Origin of the sequence: Salinibacter sp. 10B, from assembly GCF_002954405.1 — a bacterium.
Classification (GTDB): Bacteria; Bacteroidota; Rhodothermia; order Rhodothermales; family Salinibacteraceae; genus Salinibacter.
In genome coordinates, this window is record NZ_MQWC01000004.1 from 1,764,381 (window position 1) to 1,789,072 (window position 24,692).

20 protein-coding genes are annotated in these 24,692 nt (G+C 62.1%); 11 read left to right on the plus strand and 9 right to left on the minus strand.

The features are described from left to right. Window positions 1-281: 281 nt before the first annotated feature. The 3 genes from mrdA to BSZ35_RS07435 all read left to right on the plus strand — a co-directional run bounded on the left by mrdA (window position 282) and on the right by BSZ35_RS07435 (window position 6,202). Window positions 282-2,225: a penicillin-binding protein 2 gene (gene mrdA / locus BSZ35_RS07425; protein WP_105011841.1), complete on the plus strand. Its 1,944-nt coding sequence runs from the start codon at window positions 282-284 to the stop codon at window positions 2,223-2,225. 27 nt (window positions 2,226-2,252) lie between these two features. Beyond that, complete coding sequence (gene rodA, locus BSZ35_RS07430; protein ID WP_105011842.1) at window positions 2,253-3,515, plus strand: rod shape-determining protein RodA; 1,263 nt, start codon at window positions 2,253-2,255, stop codon at window positions 3,513-3,515. A 959-nt stretch (window positions 3,516-4,474) separates the two neighbouring features. Then, window positions 4,475-6,202 (plus strand): sulfatase-like hydrolase/transferase, encoded by a 1,728-nt coding sequence (locus tag BSZ35_RS07435; RefSeq protein WP_105011843.1) that lies wholly within the window; start codon window positions 4,475-4,477, stop codon window positions 6,200-6,202. Between the two features lie 39 nt (window positions 6,203-6,241). Here BSZ35_RS07435 and BSZ35_RS07440 read toward each other — a convergent pair whose 3' ends face one another. Both BSZ35_RS07440 and BSZ35_RS07445 read right to left on the minus strand, forming a co-directional pair. Then, window positions 6,242-6,943 (minus strand): hypothetical protein, encoded by a 702-nt coding sequence (locus tag BSZ35_RS07440; protein ID WP_105011844.1) that lies wholly within the window; start codon window positions 6,941-6,943, stop codon window positions 6,242-6,244. Window positions 6,944-7,087: 144 nt separating this feature from the next. After that, window positions 7,088-8,326 (minus strand): MFS transporter, encoded by a 1,239-nt coding sequence (locus BSZ35_RS07445; RefSeq protein ID WP_105011845.1) that lies wholly within the window; start codon window positions 8,324-8,326, stop codon window positions 7,088-7,090. 261 nt (window positions 8,327-8,587) lie between these two features. Between BSZ35_RS07445 and BSZ35_RS07450 the strand changes: the two genes are divergently transcribed. Further along, complete coding sequence (locus BSZ35_RS07450) at window positions 8,588-9,304, plus strand: hypothetical protein (protein WP_105011846.1); 717 nt, start codon at window positions 8,588-8,590, stop codon at window positions 9,302-9,304. A 46-nt stretch (window positions 9,305-9,350) separates the two neighbouring features. On the opposite strand, the gene BSZ35_RS07455 is transcribed toward BSZ35_RS07450, so the two are convergent. Beyond that, entirely contained in the window at window positions 9,351-10,895 is a 1,545-nt protein-coding gene (locus BSZ35_RS07455) for an outer membrane protein transport protein (protein WP_219846606.1), read from the minus strand. 210 nt (window positions 10,896-11,105) lie between these two features. Then, entirely contained in the window at window positions 11,106-12,245 is a 1,140-nt protein-coding gene (locus tag BSZ35_RS07460; RefSeq protein WP_146110026.1) for a hypothetical protein, read from the minus strand. A 449-nt stretch (window positions 12,246-12,694) separates the two neighbouring features. On the opposite strand from BSZ35_RS07460, the gene BSZ35_RS07465 reads away from it, so the two are divergent. The 6 genes from BSZ35_RS07465 (at window position 12,695) to BSZ35_RS07490 (ending at window position 17,251) form a co-directional block, all read left to right on the plus strand. Further along, entirely contained in the window at window positions 12,695-13,270 is a 576-nt protein-coding gene (locus tag BSZ35_RS07465; protein ID WP_105011849.1) for a carboxymuconolactone decarboxylase family protein, read from the plus strand. Window positions 13,271-13,315: 45 nt separating this feature from the next. Next, window positions 13,316-13,837 carry a carboxymuconolactone decarboxylase family protein gene (locus tag BSZ35_RS07470; RefSeq protein ID WP_105011850.1) on the plus strand — a complete coding sequence of 174 codons (522 nt, stop codon included), beginning with the start codon at window positions 13,316-13,318 and terminating at the stop codon, window positions 13,835-13,837. A gap of 147 nt (window positions 13,838-13,984) precedes the next feature. Continuing rightward, window positions 13,985-15,142: a glycosyltransferase family protein gene (locus tag BSZ35_RS07475; RefSeq protein ID WP_105011851.1), complete on the plus strand. Its 1,158-nt coding sequence runs from the start codon at window positions 13,985-13,987 to the stop codon at window positions 15,140-15,142. A 119-nt stretch (window positions 15,143-15,261) separates the two neighbouring features. After that, on the plus strand, window positions 15,262-15,594 hold the full coding sequence (locus BSZ35_RS07480) for a metalloregulator ArsR/SmtB family transcription factor (RefSeq protein ID WP_105011852.1): 333 nt from the start codon (window positions 15,262-15,264) through the stop codon (window positions 15,592-15,594). A gap of 29 nt (window positions 15,595-15,623) precedes the next feature. Then, window positions 15,624-16,061 carry an arsenic resistance N-acetyltransferase ArsN2 gene (arsN2, locus tag BSZ35_RS07485; protein ID WP_105011853.1) on the plus strand — a complete coding sequence of 146 codons (438 nt, stop codon included), beginning with the start codon at window positions 15,624-15,626 and terminating at the stop codon, window positions 16,059-16,061. An 80-nt stretch (window positions 16,062-16,141) separates the two neighbouring features. Further along, window positions 16,142-17,251: an endonuclease/exonuclease/phosphatase family protein gene (locus tag BSZ35_RS07490; protein ID WP_258096128.1), complete on the plus strand. Its 1,110-nt coding sequence runs from the start codon at window positions 16,142-16,144 to the stop codon at window positions 17,249-17,251. Window positions 17,252-17,344: 93 nt separating this feature from the next. On the opposite strand, the gene phoU is transcribed toward BSZ35_RS07490, so the two are convergent. The 3 genes from phoU to BSZ35_RS07505 form a co-directional block, all read right to left on the minus strand. Beyond that, window positions 17,345-18,040, minus strand: coding sequence for a phosphate signaling complex protein PhoU (gene phoU / locus BSZ35_RS07495; protein ID WP_105011854.1), 696 nt, complete (start codon window positions 18,038-18,040; stop codon window positions 17,345-17,347). Between the two features lie 280 nt (window positions 18,041-18,320). Next, window positions 18,321-19,490, minus strand: a complete 1,170-nt coding sequence (locus tag BSZ35_RS07500; protein WP_105011855.1) for a glycosyltransferase family 4 protein — start codon at window positions 19,488-19,490, stop codon at window positions 18,321-18,323. A 60-nt stretch (window positions 19,491-19,550) separates the two neighbouring features. Further along, window positions 19,551-20,798, minus strand: coding sequence for a glycosyltransferase family 1 protein (locus BSZ35_RS07505; protein ID WP_105011856.1), 1,248 nt, complete (start codon window positions 20,796-20,798; stop codon window positions 19,551-19,553). A 420-nt stretch (window positions 20,799-21,218) separates the two neighbouring features. Here BSZ35_RS07505 and BSZ35_RS07510 point away from each other — a divergent pair, with 420 nt between their 5' ends. Next, complete coding sequence (locus BSZ35_RS07510; protein WP_105011857.1) at window positions 21,219-22,622, plus strand: TIGR01777 family oxidoreductase; 1,404 nt, start codon at window positions 21,219-21,221, stop codon at window positions 22,620-22,622. Here the strand turns inward: BSZ35_RS07510 and BSZ35_RS07515 are convergent. Further along, window positions 22,612-23,154, minus strand: a complete 543-nt coding sequence (locus BSZ35_RS07515; protein WP_181149231.1) for a Na+/H+ antiporter subunit E — start codon at window positions 23,152-23,154, stop codon at window positions 22,612-22,614. The two genes, BSZ35_RS07510 and BSZ35_RS07515, sit on opposite strands and share 11 nt — an antisense overlap. A gap of 13 nt (window positions 23,155-23,167) precedes the next feature. After that, window positions 23,168-24,676 (minus strand): Na+/H+ antiporter subunit D, encoded by a 1,509-nt coding sequence (locus BSZ35_RS07520; RefSeq protein ID WP_105011859.1) that lies wholly within the window; start codon window positions 24,674-24,676, stop codon window positions 23,168-23,170. Window positions 24,677-24,692: the final 16 nt, after the last annotated feature.

Below are 24,692 nucleotides of genomic sequence, written 5' to 3' on the forward strand. Positions count from 1 at the left end.
CTACACACAACTAGATCTCCGCAAACAACGGGACGTTCTCTCTCCGAGCAAGGGAGGCGCCTGCGGACTCGCTCGTTTTAATTTCCGCATCTTGCAGATGGTCCAGGCAAAATGGAACGGGTTTATTTCGGTCCTCTGCCTGATCTTCAACGAACTCCACGATTGTGCAACCCACGGCGGCTCCTTCCGTTCGTGAATGTACCTTCCAATCAATTTCCGTTCCTCCGCGGAGACGACTTCCCCAATCGGCATCACCGGTTCCGCCTGCACCTTTCCATCCCATGGATGAATATCGGATTCGAGTACGGATCTACGCTGGGGTCGTAATCACGGTCTTTCTCATCCTTGGTGTGCGGCTGGCCCAGCTCCAGCTCGTCGGCCCGGCTGGGGAGTCGGCCGCCTCGGCCAATGCTGTTCGGGAGCGCCCAGTCGAGGCAGCCCGCGGAGCCATCTACGGTCGCGACGGCACGCTCCTGGCCGACAACCGGCCGTCGTATACGATCATGCTCACGCCCCGGTACTTCGACCCGTCGAAGGTGCCGCTGCTGGCCAACCTGCTCGGCGTGCCCGACTCGACCGTGCAGCGCAAGCTGGAAGAGGCTCGCGAGTGGAGTGCGTTCCGTCCCAGCCGGTCCTTCCGCGGCGTCTCGTTCGAAACGTTCAGTCGCGTGCAGGAGCACAAATACGAGCTTCCGGGCGTCTCCCACGAAATTGAGCTTCGACGCCGCTATCATACGACCGCCCATGCCACCCATGCCCTTGGCTATGTGCGCGAGATTGGGGATGCGACCCTTGCTCGGCTGAAGGACAAGGGCTACCGCCCCGGAGATTACATCGGGAAAACGGGGCTGGAAAAGTCGTACGAATCGGCCCTGCGGGGCGAGCGTGGAAGCGAATTCGTTCTCGTGAATGTGCGCGGCACGGAGGTTATGCCGTACCGCAACGGCAATCAAGACGAGTCGCCCACCGGCGGCTACGACCTGCACCTCGCCCTCGACCACCAGGTGCAGGCCCTCGCCGAATCCCTCTTCGTAGGCAAACGCGGGGCCGCCGTCGCTCTCGACCCCGACAACGGCGAGATCATCTCGTTTGTGAGCAAACCGGACTTTCCCCCGTCTCTCTTTTCCCGTTCCGTGAGCGACACCGCCTGGGACAGCCTCCAATCGGTGCGCTCCGACCCGCTGTACAATCGGGCCACGCGGAGCGGCTTTCCCCCCGGGTCCACCTGGAAACCCTTCATGTCACTCGTGGCCCTTGAAACGGGTCAGATTACCAAGAACGAACGACTGGACTGCCCCGCCGGCTACCGCATCGGTCGGCGCATCTTCAAAAACCACGGGGGGCAGGACGAGGGCATGATCACGGTGCAGAAGGCAATCGAGGTGTCATGTAACACCTTCTTTTACAAGGTGATGGACGAAATGGATCTCGGCACCTGGCACAGGTGGGCCAACGAGTTCGGCTTCGGGAAGAAGGTGCCGCTCGACATCGGCGAGCAGGCCGCCGGCCTCATCCCCGACTCGTCGTACTTCGACCGCATGTATGGACGCTGGACGGAGGGATACACCATCAACCTCGGCATCGGACAGGGCGACATGTCGACCACGCCCCTCCAGCTGGCCCGCTATGCAGCTGCCCTTGGCAACGGTGGGACGCTCGTCAGCCCGCACTTCGTGCGCAAGATGGTGCACCCACAGACCGGCAACGTGCGTCGGCCGGACGTGCCGCCCCCCGAGCAGATCCCGATTGACTCGGCCCACTTCGCGACCGTGCAGCAGGGCATGCGCCGCGTAATGACTGACGGCACCGGCCGATGGGTGCAAATTCCGGGCATCCCGAGCGCTGGGAAAACGGGTACGGCCCAAAACCCCCACGGGGAAGACCACTCGCTCTTCATCATGTTTGCGCCGTACGACGACCCCGAAATCGCGATTGCCGTGGCCGTGGAGAATGCCGGATATGGTGCTACGGCCGCTGCCCCAATTGCCAGCCTAATGGCTGAGCAGTACTTGAAGGGAGAGATCGCGGACGAGTGGATGCGGCAACACTGGATTCAGCGCCTGCGCGATTCGGTACGCAGTGCTCCCCCGAAAGGCTTCGGCGGCGGCTCCCCGGAAGATACGGCGGCGCCCTCCTCCCCACCCGACCGCATCAACACGGAGGCGCCCTCTGACGCCTCCCCCGATACGATGACGACAGCCTCTGCCGCCCGACGCAACGAATAGCCCGACGTTCACGCCGCCCTTGGTCCCATGCGCAGTTCGAATCAAACGCTCGACGTCTGGACGCTGCTTACCTGGCTGGCCCTTGTGGCGATTGGGCTCGTTGCGCTGTATAGCACGACTCACGGCCCCGCCGCCGACTACTTGAGCCAAAGCGTACGGGACAACTTCTACCGCCAGCTGCTGTGGGGAGGACTTTCGGCCATCGGCATCGGTATTATTCTTCTGCTCCCCGTCCGGGTACTGCGCACCCTCGCGTATCCCATTTACGGCGGCACCGTCCTGCTGCTCATCCTTGCCCTAATTTTTGGGGTGGAGGTGCACGGAACAAAGGCGTGGCTCGCCGTGGGTCCGTTCCGGCTTCAAGTCTCGGAATTTGCAAAGGTAGGCACTGTCCTCGCCGTGGCCCAACTCCTGTCGGAACGCCACACCCACGCCACACAAAACCTGAGCTATGCCCTAAAGGCCGCTGGTCTCATCGTCGTGCCAGCCATCCTCATTGTACTGCAGAATGATCTCGGGACGGCCCTCGTATTCTTCGGTCTCGTCCCCATCATGCTCTTCTGGAGCGAACTACCCATCCCGGTTATTTTGCTGCTCATCTCCCCCGCCCTCGCCGGCTACCTGTCTCTTCTTTCCATACCGGTGGCCATCGTATTTGCGATCGTGTTCACCCTCGGGTTGTGGTGGACGTCCGGGCAACGCCTTATCGGAGCCCTCGCGGCCACCTTCACCGGCGGCGTGACGGCCATCGTCTCGTTCGTCCTCACAAAAATCCTCCAGCCGTATCAGGTAGACCGCCTGCTCTCCTTCACGAATCCGAGTGCCGAGCAATTCCGACAGGGCGTGGGCTTTCACCTCGTCCAGTCCAAGGCCGCTGTTACGTCCGGGGGACTCTGGGGCATGGGCTTCATGCAGGGCACTCAAACGCAGGGCGCCTACGTACCAGAGCAGACAACCGACTTCATCTTCAGCGTCATTGCGGAGGAGTTTGGGTTCGTCGGTTCAATCATCGTCTTGCTCCTCCTGGCGACGCTCCTTCTGCGTCTCGTGAAACTGGGATCGGACGTGAAGCACCCCTTCGGAAGCATCGTCGCCGCTGGCGCCGTCGGGGTCTACCTCCTGCACATCTTCGTCAATGTCGGGATGGTGACGGGCATGCTTCCCGTCATTGGACTCCCGCTGCCCTTCCTGTCGTATGGGGGCTCGGCCATGCTCGCCAACACGGCCCTACTGGCCATCGTTCTCAACACCCACATGCGCCGCGACGACCTGTCGATTTATGGATATTGACCTAGCTACCGGACACTTTTCAATTTCGCGGTTGTGGGTACCGAAAAATCTCTGGCGATTCCGCTGATCTTTCTTTCGAGATCGCTACCTATGAGCGAAACTGCTCAAAAGTGCACCAACGATTTCCCGGTTCCCTAACGTCGCTCCTGGACATCCGAGATGTCCAAACTTGATTTGGAGCCTATAAATTCGTAGGTCAGATAGGCTCTGGCCATCTAGATGGCCTAGATCCGGGTCTGGAGCGACGGCTGGAGAAGATTTTCGGTGCTCTGAGCAAACTGTCCGGTAGGTAGGGTATTGCACTGTTCAGCTGGAGCTTGTACGTTTTGGCATCGGGCGGCCCCATGAGACGGGCTGAGATACATGACACGTCCTGCGCCCAACTGACATTCCGACCGCTCGCTTCCGAACGATTCTAAGAGACTGTTTTGGTTTCACACGATCGCATTTCAGGCTGAGCGTAACGACCGCAGGTCGTCGAAATCTCTCTGTGTTAGGGGCTTCCGAATTATGAACGGTCCCCTCAGGTCGGCGAAACACCTCTGTGATTTTCAATCCGGCCAAAAATCAAAACAGTCTCTAAGGAGCTGCTTCAATTTCAACCGCCGTGGCTCCGGCGGGGCGTAACGACTTCAGAACCGCCCGCTCAGCCATTCAAGTTGAGGAGAGCTCTCTGGCCCTTCCCCGGAAAAAACATCGGCCTCGAATGGAGAGATAATGACACACTGAAAGCAGGTTCTAAACTACTACCAAGCCCCCCCCTCTCCCCTCCATTCTCTTCGTTGAGAACACCCTCCGACTGGCCCCCGGTGCCGAAGTACCGCCCCACTACAATTGAGACTGCCCCCACCAAAACGAGGGCGGAGTTCCGAACCAGCATTCAACCTGCGCTGAGCTACGCGCCGGATCACGCTCTCCAGTAGCGATATCGTTCCCCCTCCCTCCTGCACCTCGACTCAATGCTCCGTTTCCGCCCCCGCCTAAGCGGCCTTCTCCTCTTCGTGCTGGTGTTCATCTTCGGGGGCTGTAGCTCCTCCGCCCCCGACACGGATGCCTCCTCAACCGTCGCGAAGTGGCCGGAGCGCCCGAACATCGTCTGGATTTCCGTGGAGGACATCGGGCCGCGGCTTGGGGCCTACGGCGACTCACTGGCCCGCACGCCCACGCTCGACCGCCTGGCGGAGCAGGGCATGCGGTTCACGAATGCGTTCACGACCGCGGGCGTCTGCGCCCCCAACCGGGCGGCCATCATCACCGGGATGCACCAGTCCTCCATTGGCGCTCATCACATGCGGACGACGCATGAGGCTCCCGGCTTGCCCACCCCGTACTCGGCCGTACCACCACCGCACGTGAAAACGTTCACCGAGTACCTGCGGGACGCCGGGTACTTTACCACGAACGACGGCAAGACCGACTACAACTTTGAGACGCCGGAAACGGCCTGGGACGTCAACCGCTACGACTCGACGGCCCACTGGCGCAACGAGCGCCGACGCGACGAGCAGCCCTTCTTTTCGGTCTTCAACATCAACACGACGCACGAGAGCCAGGACTGGCGAAGTGCGAGCGATACGCTCATCACCGACCCGTCGGCCGTGTCGGTGCCGCCCTACCTGCCGAACACCGACTCGGTACGCCGCCATTTTGCCCGGCACTACGACAACATTGCGGAGATGGACGCGCAGGTGAACCGCATTCTCCAGCAGCTGGAGGCGGACGGCCTGGCCGACGAAACGGTGGTCTTCTTCTGGAGCGACCACGGTGCCGGCTTTCCGCGACATAAGCGCTGGGTGTACGACTCCGGCATCCACGTCCCTCTGCTGGTGCGGTGGCCGGACGTGATCGAACCTGGCCCCGTAAACGACGAGCTCGTGAGCTCGGTGGATTTTGGCCCGACGGTGCTGTCGCTGGCAGGCGTGGACGTGCCCCGCCACATGCAGGGACGGCCGTTCCTCGGCCCGCAAGACGAGGGCGAGCGCGACTACGTCTACGCCGCCCGTGATCGGTTCGACGAATCGTACGACCGGGTGCGGGCCGTACGCGATGACCGGTACAAGTACATCCGCAACGACTTTCCCCAGAAACCCTACGTTCTCCATGTCCCCTACCGCAACCGAAACGTAACCATGCGGGCCCTCCTCCGCGGCGACCGCAACGGGACGCTCACGGACGTGCAAGAGCTCTGGATGCGCGACACGCGTCCGGCGGAGGAGCTCTACGACACGCAGGCCGATCCGCACGAGATCAACAACCTGGCCGACGATCCTGAACATCAGGAGGTGCTGCGGCGACTGCGGACCGAGCTGGACGACTGGATGAATCGGATCGACGACCAGGGGCGGACGGCCGAAGACCAGATGGTGGCAGACCTGTACGCTCCGGGAACGGACGGCGAGCAACCCACGACCCACACGCCGGTGGTGGTGCCCCGGATGAGTCAGGAGATTCCCGTGCCGGTACAGAATGAAATTCGCCTGCCCGGCCCTCGGAAGGTGCGGCTCTACTCCGGCACGCACGGCGCCTCCATCGCCTACACGTTCGAGACCGGCGACAACCCGTACTGGAAGCTCTACGACGGTCCCCTCCGGATCGACTCTTCCACCACGATCCGCGCGAAAGCCATCCGCTACGGCTACGAGGAGAGCGACGTGCGGACGGTGGACCTCATCGTGAAGCAGGAATGACAATGTCGCCTCCCTAACGACACCTGCTCATCAAGAGCGTCAGTACAGCGGCGTCGACATGAACGTAAGCCCGACCGTCGCCCACGTATTTCGATCGTCGAACGGCCCCCCGCGCGTCATCGACACGTCCATCTCGATGCGGTCCGGCAGCAGCACGGTGCGGAATACGGCCTGAAGAGCAGGATCCGAGCGCCCCTCTCCGTACACCTCTCCAATCACCGCGAACCGGTCGGCCAATGCCCAGTCGAGCCGCGCTCCCCACGTGAGCTGGTGGGGGCCGTTCTGTTCGTGAATCCAGCCGACGTTCTGGTAGGCCGTGAGCGTGCCGGGCACCAGTTCCTCACTCGCGATCCCGTAGCCGTAGACGGTTGACGGGCGTCCGCGCGGCACGCCGAGCTGTCGAAGGCCCGCCCCTCCTACCATCGCCACTCCGATGCGGTGCGTAGACCCGGGCCGCAGAAGGGCCTTTCCCTCTACGCTGTACTCAACCGTTCGTCGATCAGCAGGGCCGCCGGCCCGAAGAAACGCCGCTCCCGCCGCCACCTCCACTGCCGAGTGCACCCGAACAGCAGGCGCAATCCAAGACTCTTCCGTGCTGTGCCACGCCTCCAGCTGCGCGGCCCCGGCGGCGACGCTCGTCGGATCATCGACGAGCACCTGTTGCGCCATGACGACCGGCCCCAGGGCCCAGCCGCAAACCAGTCCGAGGAGAAGACCCGTAAGCGACAAGCGTCGAAGCATTGAACAACAGGTCGGTGATCAATGAGACGACCACGCGCCCTATTGCCATGCCCAGCAGCAGTTCCCCGTCTCGTTTGGCCTTCGGGCTGCGAGGCGTTTCCATTGAAGAGATGTTACATCTGCACGCCCCCGTCTTCGATCGATCTATGACGCCTCCGACACAGCATCCACCGACGGACGGCGAAGCGCCAGCCAGGCACTCAGGCCTGCCCCAAGACCGGCAGTACCCGCCAATACGCTGAACAGAAGAAACTGCCCCGCATACTGGAGCAACGCCCCCGCAAGGGCGGCCCCCAATGCCCCTACCCCAAAAACGGCGAGGTACGTGTATCCATACGACAATCCTCGCGCCTCGGCGGGGCTATACTCGGCGACCGTAGCCTGGTACAACGGCTGTATAACGAACAGAGCAAATCCCAGCACAACGCTCGCCGCGAGCAAACCCACTGTCCCCGTTTGCGAGACCGGAAGAAAGCACAGTGCTACAACGGAGAGTCCGGCAAAGGCGCCCGCCAATCCACGCTCCGGCGCCCCCCGCTCGGTCAGCCGCCCCCCCACATACTGCCCGAACACCCCGACCATTAACAGGCCTGCGTACACGTATCGCCCAGCCTCGACATCAATCGGCAGATCGATCGTAACGAGCGGCGTGAGAAGGTCGGGCAAGAAGGTAAGTACACCGCGGTAGTAGAGCCCGGAGAGGGCAGCCGCTCCAAAAACAACTGCAAAGCTCACCGTGAAGAGGGTGGCTGTTCGCGCCCCGAAAGCCCGGAGGCCTACCGGAGACGACGCTGGCGCTTCCGATTCGTCTGCGTCGGGCCGGACGGCAGCTCGTTCGTCGAAGGAAGCGCGAAGGGCCAAAGCGGTCCCTCCAAGGGCGGGCACGGCAAGCATCCACGCCACGACCGACCAGTCGAAGGCGAGCAAGAGCAGAGCGGTAATGAGCGGTCCGCCGGCGATGCCCACATTCCCCGCAATTCCATGCCAGGCCAGACCTCGTCCCCGCTGCCGCACCCCGGTACTGATGAGCGAGAGCCCTGCAGGATGGTAGACGCTCGCTGCCGCTCCCCATAGCACGAGTGCCCCCGCTACGGCCCACACGTCCGGAGCCCATCCAAGCAATACAAAGGCTCCTCCCATGCCCGCAAGGCATCCGGCAATGAGGCGTCGCGCCCCAAACCGGTCAACAAGCACTCCCCCCGGCAAAGCCCCAACTCCGAAGAGAAAATACCCGGTTCCCACCAGGCTTCCAAGCACAGCCTCCGATACCCCAAACTCCGCGAGCCATACGGTCATGAAGATGGGAATGGACAACTCGTAGGTATGCACGAGGCCATGGGCCACCATCACAAGCCCGATAATGGACCGGTCATTCGAATTCATCGGCATGACGAGGACGTCTATCCGGAGAATCGCACATCTGCCCAACGACCTCTCGTTCTTTCGGATCCCCCCTCTTCCTTGCGTCCGGGCCTCTGCCTCGATGCCTCACTGAGAAGTGGCGCACGGTCCGCTGCGCCAAAAATCCCCACCGCCCAGCGCAATTTGCAATTTGCGTGTGCACTGAAAACTGACGGGAGGCCCCCAGCCAATCGATATTCTTTGTACGCGTCATACAATATTGTCCCCGACCTCCCCCTTCCCATGTCCAACCGACTCCGTCCTTCTCCTGTACTCCTCGTGTGGCTTTTCTTGGGACTACTGGTCGTCCCGACCCGTGCGCAGGAGTGGCAACAAGAAGTCCAAATCATCACGACTGTTCGTCCCGGCGAGCCGACCTACGTGTTCCTCGACTCGCTCAGCGCCGTGCTCGACCGCACACCCGACGCTCGTCTCCGACGTTCCGCCGAACGCCTCGAAGCCCAGTCGTACGACGAGCTCCGTAATGCTCTTCTAGATGAGGGAATGGACCTCACCAGCGCCTCACACGCATTCATCCGATACCGCTTTGTCCTTAACAATCAGGGGACTCGCCTTGTCGAATCCATAGAGGACATTTACTTCATCTCTCGGTTCGACGAGAATTACACGGACCTGCCGATTCTGTACGTCAGCACCCAGGACCCAATCGTGAGCGACGCGCTCATGAAGCGGGGCATCCCGAACATCGTAAACCTGAAGTCGATCACGACCTTCCGGGAATTGCTGGCCTTCCCCCTTCTCCACAAGCAGCAGGAAACAGCAATGGTTGAGTTCGGGGGGCGCCCTCTTCGAGACAACTTTCTCCCCCAGCGGGAGACACTGTTGGAGTTCCTCACCAACCACACGACCCTTGGATCGGGTGCCTACGACCTCACCACACGCTACGAGCAAACGATGCAGTCTGCCCTGAACACGACGACCGCTGCCTCACTCCAATAGACCAGGCCTCCTTCCGGTCCGATACCAGCATGGGTGTACCCACCCGCTACGGCCGATACGTAATCCCAAGCTGAAACTGGCTTCGGGCAATGCGTTCTCGTACAAACGGGGGACCATCGGCGTATGAAACAAACTCGTCGTCGAAGCGCTCCTGGAGCCAATTGACGTGAAGAGCCAACTGATCGTCGGGCGTGTAGCTAAGCCCCGCCGACAGGAAGAGTCGATCTCCATTCGTCGTCTGCCCATCGATATCCTGAAAGTCCAGGGTTCGGGGATCGGGCCGATACGCCACCCCGGCGCGAAGGACCGCCTGACTAAGGGAATACGCCGCTCCAATCCGGGAATTGAAGGTCGCCTCCAGATCCTCAATCTGACGGTTGAGGGCCGTGAAACTAGCGTCGTCGGCACGCACTCGCGCCTGCGTCCAGTCTATCATCTCCACATCCCCTGCCACCGTGAGGTCAGCGAGACGGTACTGCAAGCCCACCCCAAGCCGCCAGGGCGTGCGAATCCGGTATTCCCGATCGGCCCCGGTGAGATCTCCACTTTCCAGTCCCTCGATGCCCCCTTGCGGGCAGGCAGCCCCGGAAAGCGAAAAGTCGCAGTCAAAGTCCGTCTGAATGAGCGTGCCGTATGTTCTCGTCAAACTGAACCAGGTCGGCGACTCGATCCGGAGCCCTCCACGGAGCGCGGAGGTCATTTGTGCCGAAAGCCCGAACCGCAGGTTGACCCCATTGATTTCGGTGTCGATGCGCTCTTCCAGCCGAACCGTGCGGAATCCTTCGAGGGTCGTCCCCTCCAAGAAGTAGGGATCGTAGGGCGTCTGCGGATTGTTGGGATCTTCGGGCGGCAGGAGATCACTTGCGTCGGACTCCTGGTAAAAGCGCTCGAAGGTGTACGTGCCAAACTGGATATTGACGCCCCCTCCCAGCATAATGCCCGAAGCGACCTCCACCGCACCTCCGGTCGCCAGTTCGTTCACCTGTCCCGATCGACGAATATTTTCCTGCTGACGAAGCTCCATTTGGCTGCTTACGGCCGGGGAGCGAGGGTTGGCCGCCGCAAAGAACGGATACTCCTCATTCTCAAAGACCGCCTGTGAGAAGTCGATGGCCCCGGCCTCGTAGGCAATGCGAGAACGCACGTCGTCAAAAACGATCTCGTTTCCATCCACCTCAAAACTGGTCGGCAGAAACGTGCCGGTAATGGAGGTAGACCGGTTGCTTCCGGATACGTCGCTGCCCCGTTCGAATGTGGTGATGGGATGGAGCGAAAGGCCCAGCACCAGGGATCCCCGCTCGGTAGGAAAGGAGTAGGCCCCGGCGAGCGATCCAAGCTGGTAGTCGCTCACGGTCCGCTCTGCCGATGTGCTGACACTAGGGGTGACGAACTCCGCGTTTGATCGTGCCCGCTGCACGGCAAAGTCGACCCCAAGCGCAGAACCCGACAGCCATCCAAGCCCGGCGGGATTGCCAAACAGAGCGCCCAGTTCCCCAACGCCTGCGAGAAGTCCCGCTCCCGCCATGCCGGCCCGTTCGCCCCCAGCCGCAGGAAGCCGCTCCGAGTAACGGGTCACGTCGGTGAGCGTCACGTCTCCGGGGGTCTGTCCTGCGGCCGCTCCGGCCAAGAAGACTCCCAGAAGGAGAAGCAGCGAGCATCGGCAGAATCGGAGACACATGAATCGTTACGACGGAAAAATCAGGAGACAACGAACGACCCCGTACCCGACAGACATACGACAGGTGTTGTTGTCGAGCCGGGATCGGAACGGAAGGAGAATGGAAGAGACGACGCGCAACGTCTACCGGGAGCCGTTGTCGTCGCTGTCCCCCCCTCGATCGCGAGAGCGGTCGGATGAGGACGAGCGCGAGCGGTCCCGAGAGGACGAGCGCGTCCGCGTCGTGGAGCGGTCCGATGACGATCGGACGCGTCGGGGAGATGTTGCGCGGGATCGATCATTCGACCGCCCCCGACCGACCGCCTGTCCCCTGTTCGAGGAGCGGGAGCGGTCGCGGATGCGTGAATCGGAGCGGTTTGAGGGGAGCCGGTATCCCGAGCGACGGTCGTCATCAAAGGACCTCCGTACTCGGTCGTCCGAGCGCGTCCGGGATCGATCCATCGTTGCGCGACGGGAACGTCCAATACGCCCGTCCCCCATGCGCTCTAATCGATCAATCTCCCAGCTGCGAGCCGTGCGGTCTCCCACTCGCCCGCGCTGAGACATAGACGCCTCCCGCGACCGGCCGATGCGCCCCCCAGAGGACGAAGAGTGACGCGCTCGCTCGACCGACGACGCCCTCGCAGTGGGACCCCGACTAGCGGATTGGCCCGCATCCGTCGTGCCTCGAATCGTAGCCCGGCGCGAGAGGTAGTCTCGCTCGTCCTCCCGCCAATCCGCGTCGCCGTAGTAGTAATACTGGTTGCCGAAGTAGTAATTCGAGTACGGCCATCCCCCGTAGCGGTAGCCATACCACGAGGAGTAGTACCGCCGTCCCCATGGGCGGTGATGGTAGTACGGGGTCCCGAAATGAAACGAGAGAGAGAACCGGGAGCCGTAGGATGGCCCGCACTGAGAATAGTAGTACCACGGATCATGAAAAAAGGCATCGTCGCACCATCCGCCGTACAAAGAGCGGTATGGGGACAACGCTCCATACTTGTACTTGTATTGGTACTTGTACTCGTACAGGTCATTGTACCCCGCGTATCCGTAGTCGTCGGTCCCCTCCATTCGATACTCACGCCGGTACTCGTTGGCATACATCGGGGCCTCGGACGACCGCTGTGCTGCCTCCGCCTGGGAAGTCCGGGCCTCAGCCCCCGGGTCCGTCGTTTTGAGTTGCGTGTAACATCCCGTGAGCCCAATCCCTAGGAGACTTACCGCAAGAACAACAACCGCGTGAGGGACAGTGGATAATGCAGTGCGAGCTGAATCATTCATGGGACTTGTGCCTCCGACCTTGATGAAGGGGGATCTACAGGAGGGTAGATGTCTTCCGTTGTACGTTCACCCTGTATAAAAGTTTAACTCCATCGAGTTATTCGGTCGGCGTGTCGATACGTGCTTCCATTCGATCCTGAGGCATATCGCCTACTTGGGCGGAGCGAAGCGGTGGTTTTTGGTATACCGGCCCGGATCAACGCCGTAGAGGGCCCGCGGAGCACATTCGCCGAGCCAGAGTCTTCCCCACAACCTGTTGGTTTGCACTCGAGCGACCGGATCGATCCCTCCCCCGGTCGCTCTCTCCATCGCCCACGCTCCCTCTTCACGTCTCGCGTCCCGGTTTGACAAACTTTCAATAACTCCGCCCCAGAGCAGGCATAGAATTCGTTCACATTGTGCGTTCTTCTACGCAAACGTGAGGACTTCCCCTCACAACGTCTGCCGCTATGTCTTCTTCCCTCACCGACGACGTGCGCCAGTCTGCGCAGACGGCGTACGGAGGCGTGCCCAACTTTTTGGATGCCATGAACGCCCACACCGGCGTGCCGGGGGCCGTATACGTGGCGGCCGATGAGGCCCTCATGGACGGGCTCCTCTCCCCAGCCGAGCAACAGGCCGTTCTTCTGACCATCTCGGCCCACCACGATAGCCGGTACGACAGCGTGGCACACGCCCGCCTTGCGATGGATGCAGGCCTTTCTCCCACGGTCGTGAACCGGCTTCTCGCTGGCAAGTTGCCCGAAGACGAGCGACTGCGCGCACTCGTCGAGGCCACGCGCCAGACCTACGATGAGCGCGGCTGGCTCGACCCAGAGATCGTGCAGAACCTCGAGGACCGAGGGGTTGGTCGCGGCGAGCTGTACGAGATCTTTGCGCTCTACGGCATGAAAACCTTCAGCAGCTTTGTGAATCATATTGCGGACCCGGAGATCGACCCGTCCCTCAAGTCGACCGAGGACGCGCTCGACAATGTGCCGGAGAAGCCCTCAACCCTGGAAATGAGGCGACTCGTGATTGGATGACCCTCAACTCTGTCTCATGTCCCTGCGCATCACCCGTCTCGTCCCATGGCCCGCGCTGCGTCTGCCTCCACCACACAAGAAGTCCAAAATTCGGCTCGTGAAGCCCTCGGGTTCTTACCCAACCTCATCAAAGAACTGAGTGAGCATAACCCTGCTGCTGCCAAGCTCTATCTCGCCACGACGAACCTTCTCGACGAGGGCGGCTCACTCACGACACCGGAGCAGGAGGTGGTGTTGCTCACCGTTTCCCGCTACAATGATTGCCATTACTGCACCAGTGTACACGGCAAGATGGCCATGTCGGTGGGGCTCGACCGTGAAACCGTCGAGACCATCAACAGCGGCGGCCTTCCTTCCGACGACCGGCTGCGGGTGCTCGTACAGGCCACGCGTCTAATGCTCGACAAGCGGGGGTGGCTCGACGACGAAGACCTCGATACCCTGAAGCAAAAAGGAGTCGACCGGGCTGAGCTCTACGAGATCAATGCCCTCATCGGCATCAAAACCTTTAGCAATTACGTCAATCACGTAGCTCAGACGGAAATCGACTCGCAGTTTGAATTTTAACTTCGAGAAGACGGCGGAGTGGGTGCGCCTACACTCGGGACGAAGTGGGCTCATGCATCCGTTTCTCAACTCTCGCGTCTCTTTTGTATCTTAGCGGTGTATCTTAGCGGACACGCGTTATTTTCTCCGGAGCGGACCCGAAGTCGGATGTCTGTGCGCTGCCTCTTTATCGTACAGGGGGAGGGACGGGGACATCTCACTCAGGCCCTTTCCCTGCGTCGCCGGTTGAGAGTGGCCGGCCATCAGGTCGCCGAGGTCATTGTCGGGAAGAGTCAGTGCCGAACCGTACCGTCCTTTTTTCGGGACGGCTTTGACGCTCCGGTTTCCTTCGTGGACAGTCCCAGCTTTGTGCCCGACGAAGACGACCGCTCGGTCCGCCCCTGGGCGACGCTCGTGCACGAGCTCACCCGCACCCCCACCTTCCTCGACAGTCTCGCCACAATTCAAGCGGCGACGGAACGGCACGACCCGGACGTCATCGTCAACTTCTTCGAGCCCCTCGGCGGCTTTTTTGCGGCCCGCTACCGCCCCACGGTGCCCATGGTTGCCATTGGGCATCAGTACATGTTTCAGCATCCGGACTACCAGTTTCCGCCCGGTCGGTGGTGGAAGCGAATCGTGGCCCGCACCTTCGCCTCGGTGACAGCATGGGGAGCTGCTCGTCGGCTGGCCCTTTCCCTTTATCCGGTACGCTCCTCTTCGAACGGACCGGTCGTGCTTCCCCCTCTGCTCCGGGAGGCCGTCTTCCAGCAATCGACTGAGCACACCGCTCCTTTCTTCCTCGTCTACATCCTCAACAGTGGCTACGCCCGCGAAATTATCCAGTGGCACGAACAGAACCCAGCCGTGCCTCTACACTGCTTCTGGGATCGCCCCGACGCCGCTGAGGTGGACAAATACGACGATACCCTTACCTTCCACCAGCTCGACGACGAGAAATTTCTCTCGTTCATGGCCCGCTGCCGGGGCTTTGTATCAACGGCCGGGTTTGAATCCGTCGCTGAAGCCCGGTACCTGGGCACGCCGGTGCAGGTCGTTCCGGTCGAAGGTCATTTCGAACAGCTCTGCAACGCGTTCGACACGGTCCGTGCCCGCGCCGGCATCCGAAGCCGGCGCTTCGACCTCAGCCAGCTGCAGGCCTTTCTGCCCCACTACACCGTTGACCCGTCCGCCTTCCGGGAGTGGGTTAAGCATTCCCGAGACCGATTTGTGTGCCACATTGAGGCCGCCGCAGAACGCCGAACGGCGCCGCAGTCTCCGACGGTTCCGGACCGCGCCCTGTCGGTGATGAAGCCTGCTCCGTAACGGACCCATGCCTTCATCGATACAAAGGGCGACACGCAGCCTGCTTGGCATCCCACGGGAACGAAACTCCCCCCGGCTGTTTGACTGGTATCGAAATATATACACGAAAGATTTTGTCTATGGAGGACTTAAGTCAGGCATTTAAAGCACTTGGGCATCCGCACCGACTGGCCCTGGTCCGTCGGCTCATCGATCAGGCGGTTACGTGCGAGGAACAGTCTGAGACGGACTGCGAGTTTGCCTCTAATTGCTGCGACTTCGGTGAGCTCGCCCAGGAAATTGGGGTCGGAAAGCCGACCGTCTCTCATCATCTGAAGGTCCTTCGGCAAGCGGGCCTGGTGGAGCGTGAACAGGACGGCCGTCGGGTGCACTGCCACGTCAATGCCGATCGGCTGAATGAGCTTCGCTCTTTTCTCGACCTCGAATCCACGCCCGCCCCCGAACCCGCATAGACGCACCGATCCTTTGCGTCTCCATCGCCATGCCCATCGTTCCGGCAACCTCCGCCGACCGACCTTCCATTGTCGATCTGCTCAGCAGGGTCGGCCTCCCGCACGACGACCTCTCAAACAACCTGCTGTCCCACTTCTGTGTGCTCCGAACGAACGGGGTGGTGCAGGGCACCGTGGGACTTGAACCCGTCGAGCGGGCCGCCCTGCTCCGGTCCCTGGCCGTTCACCCGAACGTACGCGGACAGGGACACGGCACGGCGTTGGTGCAGGCAGCAGAAGCACACGCGCGGACACAAAACCTCCACACGCTCTACCTGCTGACCACCACGGCGGCCCCGTTCTTTCGAGACCGAGGATACACTCCTCACCCCCGGAACGCTGTGCCCTCCCCAATCGCCCAGACCGACGAGTTTTCCCGGCTCTGCCCCGACTCGGCGGTGTGCATGCAAAAATCACTAATCTCCTAGAGACCGGACTCGTTTAGAGGGTGTGTCTCAACACCTTGCAGGGACACGCCGCTCGCCTCCCCGAACCAGCAGGCCCATCCGTGATTTTTCTCCGTCGCACACTACGGGCGCTGGGCTGGGGCCTCTCGATTGTGCTCATTGCTGCGTTTCTCGTCGGGTACGCCGCACCGTATCTCTCGCCCACTTCGTTCTGGTGGACCGATCTCTTCGCCGTAGGGGTGCCCGCCCTGAGTGTCCTCATCGGGCCATTAAGCCTTTTGATGTGCGGGTGGGGTTGGTATCATCGGACCCGAGGTCGTCTCCTGCTCGGCATCGGACTTCTCGTGTTGTTGCTCCTCCGCTTCGGTCCTCGCCTCGTCGCCTGGACCGCATCGGAGTCGGAGCCGACAGCGCTCCGCATCATGACGTTCAATGTCCCTCGCGCATTCGCCCAAACGAACTCGGGGACCGCCATGGCCCGATTCGTGCGTGACGAAGCTCCGGGCGTGCTTGCCTTTCAAGAAACCCACCTCCACACAACCCGCCATTCTCCCGTTGCTCTCCGTCGGGTCTCCCCGACCATTCAGGGCATCCTCGATGATTCGATCGGCTACGAGCTTCCCCTTCTTCCACACTCCACCACCCTCCAACAACCCGTGCTCGGGCGGATCCCGCTCGACTCGATGAGTGTGCACCCGCTACCGCCAGACGGGAAACAGAACGCTCGATCGCGCTACACGCGCACCACGTTCACCTGGCGCGGACGATCGGCCGTACTCTACAATGTGCACCTGCACTCCGTGGGGGAGGCTCGTCCCTGGACCCTGCTCCCTGAGGAGTGGACCTCGTGGTCGCGCTGGAACACGTTCCTCCGAACCTACCGGGAGGGCGCGCTCCGACGCGCCCAACAGGCCCGGCTCCTCCGCCGCCGGATTGCCCGTGAGTCGCGGCCCGTATTGATCGTAGGAGACTTCAACAGTACGCCCCATCAGTGGGCCTACCAACACCTTGCGGAGGGGCTGCAAAATGCGATCCTCCGACGCGTGCGCGGCTGGGGCGCCACCTTTCCCGCCCAGCGGCCCCTGGTACAGATTGATCACATACTGGCGGGTCCAGCGTGGCAAATCACGGCCGCCCACATTCCCCCTCCCACGCCCCAATCTCCTCTCTCCGATCACCGACCCGTGGTTGCTCACCTCCAATGGAAGTAGTGCCTGCCCTGATTTGAAGCGGTTCGCCTCCCCGAACCCGCGTCATAGGCACCGGGGGCTCCAACTCTGCGAATCTGTTTCTGTGTTCGGGCTCTACCGGGACGAGACTTCTCCATCGCCGGTGGACGCTTCCTGAACGCCGGCGTGGCGGATATCGACTCCCTCAATAAGGAAAACCACGCCCTTTGCGATGTTGATGGAGTGGTCGGAGATGCGCTCCACCGCCTTACTGGCCGTTATCAGATGGGCGGCCACCTCGGCGTGCTCGGGATGCTCCTGGATGTATTCAACGAGCGCCTGAAAATTCTTCTCGTGCAGGCGATCCACCTCGTCGTCCAGCTCCGGGATTCGCCGCGCCAGGTCGGCATCCTGATCCAGAAAGGCCTGCTTGGCATCATCGAGCATCCGCCGAGCGGTTTCGCTCATCTTCCGAAGGTGGAGGGAATTCAGAATGCTGGGCACCTCCGTTACGTGCTTCGTATTGCGCGCCACGTTGCGGCAGTGGTCGCCGATTCGCTCCAGATCGGTATTGATCTTCTCCACAGTAAGCAGGGTGCGCAGGTCGGTGGCCACCGGCTGATGACGCGCCATGATGCGCTCGCACGACTTGTCGACCTCCAGCTCCAGCCGATCCACTTCTCGATCGCGCACCACGACCTGCTCGGCAAGAGCCTCGTCGTGCGTCATCAGAGCCTCAACGGCGTCGGTGAACTGTTCGGCCACGATGGTGGCCATGTCGAGCAGACGACTGCGCAGTTCGGCAATCTCGCGGGTGAGGCGGGTGGGCATAGGCGAATCCCAAGTCAGACAGATGTGACAGCGAACAATGAGAGGAGTGTCCCTACGCCCCCGTCCGCCCAATTGTGCCGACGCATTTTCGGAAATCGTCAATTGCCTCTGAAACGACACAGACGGTGGCCCTCGTCCCCTTCCTCCAGACGACGGTTCCCTTCCCCCGGCCGTACGCCCATTTTTCTGTCGCTGCCTACCGTAGAAAACGGCTCAATGAACGGATCTGAACGACCCCCAATCGACACGCTCTCCCCGCCCCGCCATCGATTGCTCCCTTCTAGGTGGTGCTGGGCAAAGGGTCCTCCACAGGGGCCGACACCGATGGCGCCGGGGGCGTGCCGGACTCGTACAGCGTCCGGAGCGCAGAGACGTACAGATTGGCGACCGACGGCCAACTGAACGTCTCGACCGTGTGCGTGAGCGCTCGCTGGGCAGCCTCGGCCAGGGCGTCCGGGGCCTGTCGGTACTGGAGAATGGCGTCGCGGAAGGCCGCCGGATCCTGTGGCTCTACGAGGTGCCCATTCACTCCATCCGTGATGACATCCTGGATCCCCTCAAGCCGCGCCGCAACGGCGGGCGTGGCGCACTGTCCGGCCTCCAGAAGCACAATTCCAAAGCCCTCCAGGTCATCTTCGACAGGAATGTTGGGCATCACAAATAGGTCGGCCCCGCGGTACAAACGAGCCAGTGCCTCATTCGAAATGCGACCGAGGCGACGCACACGCCCCCCCAGGTCGTGCCGATCAATGGCGGCCTGAATCGCCTCGTCCTGCGGACCGTCTCCGGCAATCCAGTAGTGCACATCCGACGGGAGCGTGGGCATCACCTGATCCACAAACCACGCCGTTCCTTTTCGCTTCACCTGTCGCCCGACGCTGCAGAGCAGAAGAGCATCAGCCGGAGGAGGCGAATGTATGTCCTCCAGTGCCTCCCGAGCGGCGGCTCGGCCCTGAGGCGCGTCGAAGCGGTCGGTATCGATGCCATTGGGCACAACGTGCACCTGATTGGTCGAGGCGCTCCGCTGGAGACATGCTCGGGCCGTAGCCCGACTTACGGGAAACACAGCATCGAGAGCCTCGAAGACCTTTGGGACAAACCACTGGTACGGCGGGAAGGGAGTCGTGACGTCCAACCCGTGCACGATTGCGGCCGTCCGCACCCCGTGGCGCCGAAACACGCCCTGCAGCGGAGCGGCCAAGGCAGCGGTTACCATTGAGGAAAACAGAACCACGTCCACCTCGTCGCGACGAGCCGCCCGAACGAGACGAGCAGCAGTCCCGGCCAAGAAGAAGGGCGTGCGCACATGCACCCAACGCCAACTGCTCCGGAGCAGGAGTGAGTCGTAGTGAAACGAGTCGCTCGGGGACTGCTCCGCCTCACGAGCCTTGTCCGTCAGTGCGTCGTGGAGTTTGAGGGCCACGCGTTGCATGCCCCCGAGATTGGCCATGGGCCGGCCGACGGGCGGGATCGAATGAGAAACGAAGCAGAGGCGCACAGGCAAAAGTCGTTACGAGACGGCGTCGCGCGTGGTGGGAGCGGCAGCGGGAACCGCCACATGGCGGGCCTGCACCTCGTCGTAGTACTCGTTCATCCGTCCGAGGATTGCGTCCCACGTGTAGGCCTGCGCCCGCGTGTGTGCTGCGGTGCTCATGCGCTCCCGCAACTCCGTGTCGAGCACGAGTCGACGCGTGGCCTGTACGAACGCATCGGTGTCGTCCGGAGGACAAAGAAGTCCCGTCGACTCATCATTCACAAGGTCGCGACTCCCCACGGCGTTTGCACAGATGGTAGGAAGGCCCGAAGCCATCGCCTCCAGAGTTACGTTGCCAAACGTTTCAGTATCGCTGGGAAAGAGAAATACGTCGGAGGACGCATACGCTTGGGCGAGCTCGTCTCCTTCCAGGAACCCCGTAAAGACGGTGTTCGGAAGGCGCTCCTCCAGCTCGTCGCGAGCCGGCCCATCGCCCACTACCATGCTTCGGTGCGGAATTCCTTGTTGCTCCAGTCGCCGAATCACGTCGGCATAGACGTCGAGCCCCTTCTCCCACACGAGCCGACTCACGAAGGACACAACGATTTCATTGTCGTTGATTCCTTGTTCTCGCCGCCACTCCAGCGAGCGGCGCTCCGGGGAAAACCGATCCGTATTAACGCCTCGCTCCCACAGGCGCAGCCCGTCGGTGATGCCGTGCTCCTTCAGAATCTCGGCCATGGCCGAGGACGGCACGTACACCTGTTCGCACTGCTCGTAAAAGCGACGCAGGTAGCTCCACAGGGCCGACTCGAACAGGTCGAGGTGGTAGTACTTCAGATACGAGCTGAAATGGGTGTGATACGATGCAACCACCGGCGTCCCGGTATCGTGAGCAACACTGAGCGCGTGGCGGCCCAGCAGGTCCGGGGTCGCGATGTGGTAAAGGGTGGGATCAAAAGCCTCCAGCTCCTCTCGCACCGATGGTGTGATGCCAAGGGTCAATCGGTAGTCCGACCTCCCAGGCAGCGACACAGAGGGAACCGGCACAAGGGTGCCCGCATGATCGATCGGGGGATTCTCAACAGTTGGCGCAAAGACGCGCACCGCAACTCCCTGCTGCTCCAGATAGTCCACCAACCGATTCAGCGTGAGGGACACGCCGTCGGCAATGTGGTTGTACGCCCCTGTAAAGAGTGCCACCCGCTTCGGGACGGAAGGCCGCAAGCGATCCGACGAGCGGGGCGGACGGATCGTCTCGGAAAGGGAAGAGGCAGAAGCCATCGGGAACAGTGCGCCGGTGGGAGAAAGTCAGAATGCCGGACGTCGTTGGAGCCAGATGCTAAATGTTCAGCAGCGCGCTCTATCGACACAAAAGGGGTGCTTCCATCATGTCGTCACGTAGCCGCAAAGAGGGTCGTCCGTGGTAACAGCAAATCGTGTGGGTTTTCTGTAAACAAACGATCCGGATCCGAACAAGCGCCGTACTGTTCATCCTCTATCGCCCTATAAACACAGTTCTGGGGGCGCACAGCAATAGCAAAGGCCTTGCGTGCACCATACGGCCGCAGAAACAGATGCCTACGCCATCGTTGAGATTCCTCTCTCACTCTCATCCACGTGCTTTTCCAAGAATTTCGTCGACCAAGATCACGGGAAACGCCAACGACGCTTCAGACCTCGTGCAACTGACACTTCGCCTGCATGAACACCCTCACCTTCACGACTGAACTAGACGCCCCTGCCGAAACCGTCTTTGCATGGCATGCCCGTCCCGGGGCCTTTCAACGTCTTGCCCCTCCGTGGGCACCGGTGCGCCTCGAATCGTTTGAGGGCATTCAGGAAGGAGACCGTGCCGTGATCCGTCTCGGGCCTGGTCCCCTGGCCCTGCGCTGGGTCGCCGAACACCACGATGTCATCGAGGGGCGGCAATTCTGTGATCGGCAGGTGCAGGGACCGTTTGCCCATTGGAACCACACCCACCGATTCGAGCCGTTAGACGAAGGGAGGTGCCGGCTTGTAGATCAGATCGAATATGCCCCGCCGGCGGGGACGGTGGGCGCGGCCGTCTCCCCGTATTTCCTTGAGCCGGAGCTACGCCGACAGTTTGCCTATCGTCATCGCGTGACGCGCCGCGATCTGGCGCTACATCGTCGCTACAACTCGGACGAGCAGTCCCTCACAATCGCGGTCAGCGGCACGTCCGGCCTCGTCGGCTCGCAGCTCGTGCCCTTCCTCACGACCGGCGGGCACACCGTAAAGTCGCTGGTGCGGTCGCGTCCGGTAGGCAAAGACGACATTCTCTGGGACCCGAAGTCCGGAACCGTGGAGACGGACAAGTTGGAAGGGGTAGACGCAGTCATTCATCTCGCGGCGGAGAGCGTCTTCGGGCTCTGGACGGCCGCCAAAAAGCAGCGCATCTACGACAGCCGGGCCGCGGGCACGCGACTCTTGGCCGAGGCCCTTGCCACCCTCGACGATCCGCCGGATGCATTCGTCTCTGCCTCGGCGATTGGGTACTACGGCGACCACGGCACGGATGTCGTGACAGAAGAAAGCGAACCGCGCACGCCTGGCTTTCTCACAGAAGTATGCCGGGCGTGGGAGGCGGCCACGGAGCCCGCAGCGGCATCGGACATTCGTACCATACAGGCCCGCATCGGCGTGATCCTCTCTCCGGCGGGCGGGGCCCTGCGCCTCATGCTGCCCGCCTTCTGGCTGGGACTTGGCGGCCGCGTGGGCGCACCGGACCAGTATTTCCCCTGGATCGCTCTGGACGACGTGATCGGCGGCCTCTACCACACGCTCTGGGCCGATGACCTCGATGGCCCCGTCAACCTCACCGCCCCCCACCCATCCCGAATGGACGACTACGCCCGCACACTCGGCGATGTCCTCAACCGTCCAGCGCCCCTCGCGGTGCCCGGCTCTCTACTCCGGTCTGTGGCCGGAGAGGTAGCCACCGAAATGGCCCTCAAGAGCGCGAGGGTCGTGCCAAAAAAGCTGCAGAAAAGCGGCTATGACTTCAGCTACGACACGCTGGACGATGCCCTTCGGCACCTCCTCGGCCGCACTGCCGAAACAGACGCTCCGTTCCTTATCCCGTAACGGGTGGAGAATGCCCCGTCCCCTCTGCTCCCAATGAACGGGCCCCGGCCGGCCCCCGCAGCAACGTCAGCACGCGGTGCTCCAGGGTCTCGTGGAGGGCCTCCCGCAACCCGTCGGGACCGCCGTCGGTCAGGTCCATCGCATGCACGTAAAGCGTGCGTCGATCCGGCGACACGTCGAGGACCAGCGTCCCCGGCGTGAGGGAGATCAGATTAGAGAGGACCGTAATCTCCGCGTCGGACCGGGCCTGCGTGCGCACCCCCACGACGCCCGGTCGCACATTCAGTCGGGGCCGACACACGTCGATCGCGACGAGCACGCTCGACCAGACGAGGCCCGCAAGGTAGAGGCCCACGAACCGAACGAAGCGGGCCACGCCGCCGACGTAAGCGGACGGCCCGAGCGCGGGCTGAATCGCCCAGATCACGCCGTAGCCCACGACGTAGCCGGCGGCCAGCGTGGCCGCATCGAATGAGCCCATGAGGGCGCCCCAGACCGTAGCCAGACCGATGTTTAGCAGAAAGAAAAGCATGGGAGTGCAAACGCTATGGCTGTGTGGCAGCAACGGGGGCATCCGCGCCAAGGACAGCGGTGATGTAGGCGGACGGGTCTAATAGCTCGGCGGCGGACCGCTCGGCCAGCACCGCCAGCGGCTCGGCGTAGAGGCCGATCGCTATCGTCACGGCGGCCAGCAGGACGACCGGCACGAGAAGCCCGCGTACCGACACCGGAGCCCCGGTTGCCTCGACCGGCAGCGGCTTCCAGAACGCCTCACTCCAGATCTTGGTCATGGAGACGAGCGTCAGAATTCCGGCGATCAACGCCGCCCCCACAGCAAAATACGCTTCTGCCTCCAGCCCCGCTTGCAGAATGATGAGCTTTGCCCAGAAGCCGGAAAGCGGCGGCAGCCCGGCTAGCGACAAAGCTGGAACCAGAAACAGCACAGCTAGCAGCGGACGGCTTCGGTAGAGGCCGCCCATCTGTCCAAGGTCGAAATGACCAACGATTCGCTCCGCCACCCCACCCACCAGAAAGAGATTCGTCTTCACCACGATGTGATGCACGATGTAGAAGATCGCGCCCAGCAGCGCCAGCGGGGTGAAGAGGGCCAACCCCATCACCATGTAGCCAATCTGGCTCACGATGTGGAAGGACAGGATCTTCCGCACGTCGGCCTGTGCCACGGCCCCCAGCACCCCCGTTACCATCGTAAGACTGGCCACGACGAGGAGAATCGTATGCGTGTAGCCGACGTCCTGCGTAAAGAGCAGCGTGAACACCCGGATGAGGGCGTAGACGCCCACCTTGGTGAGTAGTCCGGCAAACAGGGCCGAGATAGCAATGGGGGGCGTGTGATACGCCGCCGGGAGCCAGAAAAACAGCGGAAAGACCGCGGCCTTGATGCCGAAGGCCACGAGGAACAGCATCGCAATGGCCGTTACGAGGCCCGGAGCGCCCACCTCCGGCAGCCGCACGGCCAGATCCGCAAGGTTGAGCGTCCCCGCCATGCCGTAGAGCAGCCCCACGGCGAGCAAGAAGCAGAGCGATGCCACCAGATTCACGAGCACGTACGTCACGCTGCCCCGCACCTGCGCCCGGTCGGTGCCCAGCACCAGGAGGACGAACGAGGTGATCAGCAACACCTCGAACCAGACGTAGAGGTTGAAGAGGTCGCCCGCAAGAAAAGCCCCAGCAACTCCCATCAGCAACAGATGGTAGAGTGCGTGGAACCCGCTGCGCTCCCGCCCGGCGTCGATGGTCCCCATAGCGTAGAGCAGCACGGCGACGCCCATGAGGCCCGTCACCACGAGCAGGACGGCACTCAAGAGATCAGCCACCAGCGTGATGCCGAACGGCGCCGTCCAGGTCCCCATTTGCACGTGCTGAATGCCGTGTCCCCACACGCCGTGGAGCAGGGCGATGGTCGCGGCGAGCAGGCCCACACTCCCGAGCAGACTCCACGTCCGCTGCAGCCGCGGCACGCGGGTGCTCAATAGCACCGCGATGGCGGTCACGAGCGGAATCAGTATGGGAAGAACCAAAAGATGCATCATTGCGAGCAGAGAACAG

Excerpts from the sequence above, each read along its gene's own strand:
- BSZ35_RS07480 (WP_105011852.1), top strand. The coding sequence starts at position 15,262 with ATGGAGGACTTAAGTCAGGCATTTAAAGCACTTGGGCATCCGCACCGA.
- BSZ35_RS07520 (WP_105011859.1), bottom strand. The coding sequence starts at position 24,676 with ATGATGCATCTTTTGGTTCTTCCCATACTGATTCCGCTCGTGACCGCC.
- phoU (WP_105011854.1), bottom strand. The coding sequence starts at position 18,040 with ATGCCCACCCGCCTCACCCGCGAGATTGCCGAACTGCGCAGTCGTCTG.
- BSZ35_RS07445 (WP_105011845.1), bottom strand. The coding sequence starts at position 8,326 with ATGAATTCGAATGACCGGTCCATTATCGGGCTTGTGATGGTGGCCCAT.
- BSZ35_RS07465 (WP_105011849.1), top strand. The coding sequence starts at position 12,695 with ATGTCTTCTTCCCTCACCGACGACGTGCGCCAGTCTGCGCAGACGGCG.
- BSZ35_RS07505 (WP_105011856.1), bottom strand. The coding sequence starts at position 20,798 with ATGGCTTCTGCCTCTTCCCTTTCCGAGACGATCCGTCCGCCCCGCTCG.
- BSZ35_RS07440 (WP_105011844.1), bottom strand. The coding sequence starts at position 6,943 with ATGCTTCGACGCTTGTCGCTTACGGGTCTTCTCCTCGGACTGGTTTGC.
- BSZ35_RS07470 (WP_105011850.1), top strand. The coding sequence starts at position 13,316 with ATGGCCCGCGCTGCGTCTGCCTCCACCACACAAGAAGTCCAAAATTCG.
- BSZ35_RS07450 (WP_105011846.1), top strand. The coding sequence starts at position 8,588 with ATGTCCAACCGACTCCGTCCTTCTCCTGTACTCCTCGTGTGGCTTTTC.
- mrdA (WP_105011841.1), top strand. The coding sequence starts at position 282 with ATGGATGAATATCGGATTCGAGTACGGATCTACGCTGGGGTCGTAATC.
- BSZ35_RS07515 (WP_181149231.1), bottom strand. The coding sequence starts at position 23,154 with ATGCTTTTCTTTCTGCTAAACATCGGTCTGGCTACGGTCTGGGGCGCC.
- arsN2 (WP_105011853.1), top strand. The coding sequence starts at position 15,624 with ATGCCCATCGTTCCGGCAACCTCCGCCGACCGACCTTCCATTGTCGAT.
- rodA (WP_105011842.1), top strand. The coding sequence starts at position 2,253 with ATGCGCAGTTCGAATCAAACGCTCGACGTCTGGACGCTGCTTACCTGG.
- BSZ35_RS07475 (WP_105011851.1), top strand. The coding sequence starts at position 13,985 with ATGTCTGTGCGCTGCCTCTTTATCGTACAGGGGGAGGGACGGGGACAT.
- BSZ35_RS07460 (WP_146110026.1), bottom strand. The coding sequence starts at position 12,245 with ATGAATGATTCAGCTCGCACTGCATTATCCACTGTCCCTCACGCGGTT.
- BSZ35_RS07510 (WP_105011857.1), top strand. The coding sequence starts at position 21,219 with ATGAACACCCTCACCTTCACGACTGAACTAGACGCCCCTGCCGAAACC.
- BSZ35_RS07435 (WP_105011843.1), top strand. The coding sequence starts at position 4,475 with ATGCTCCGTTTCCGCCCCCGCCTAAGCGGCCTTCTCCTCTTCGTGCTG.
- BSZ35_RS07500 (WP_105011855.1), bottom strand. The coding sequence starts at position 19,490 with ATGGCCAATCTCGGGGGCATGCAACGCGTGGCCCTCAAACTCCACGAC.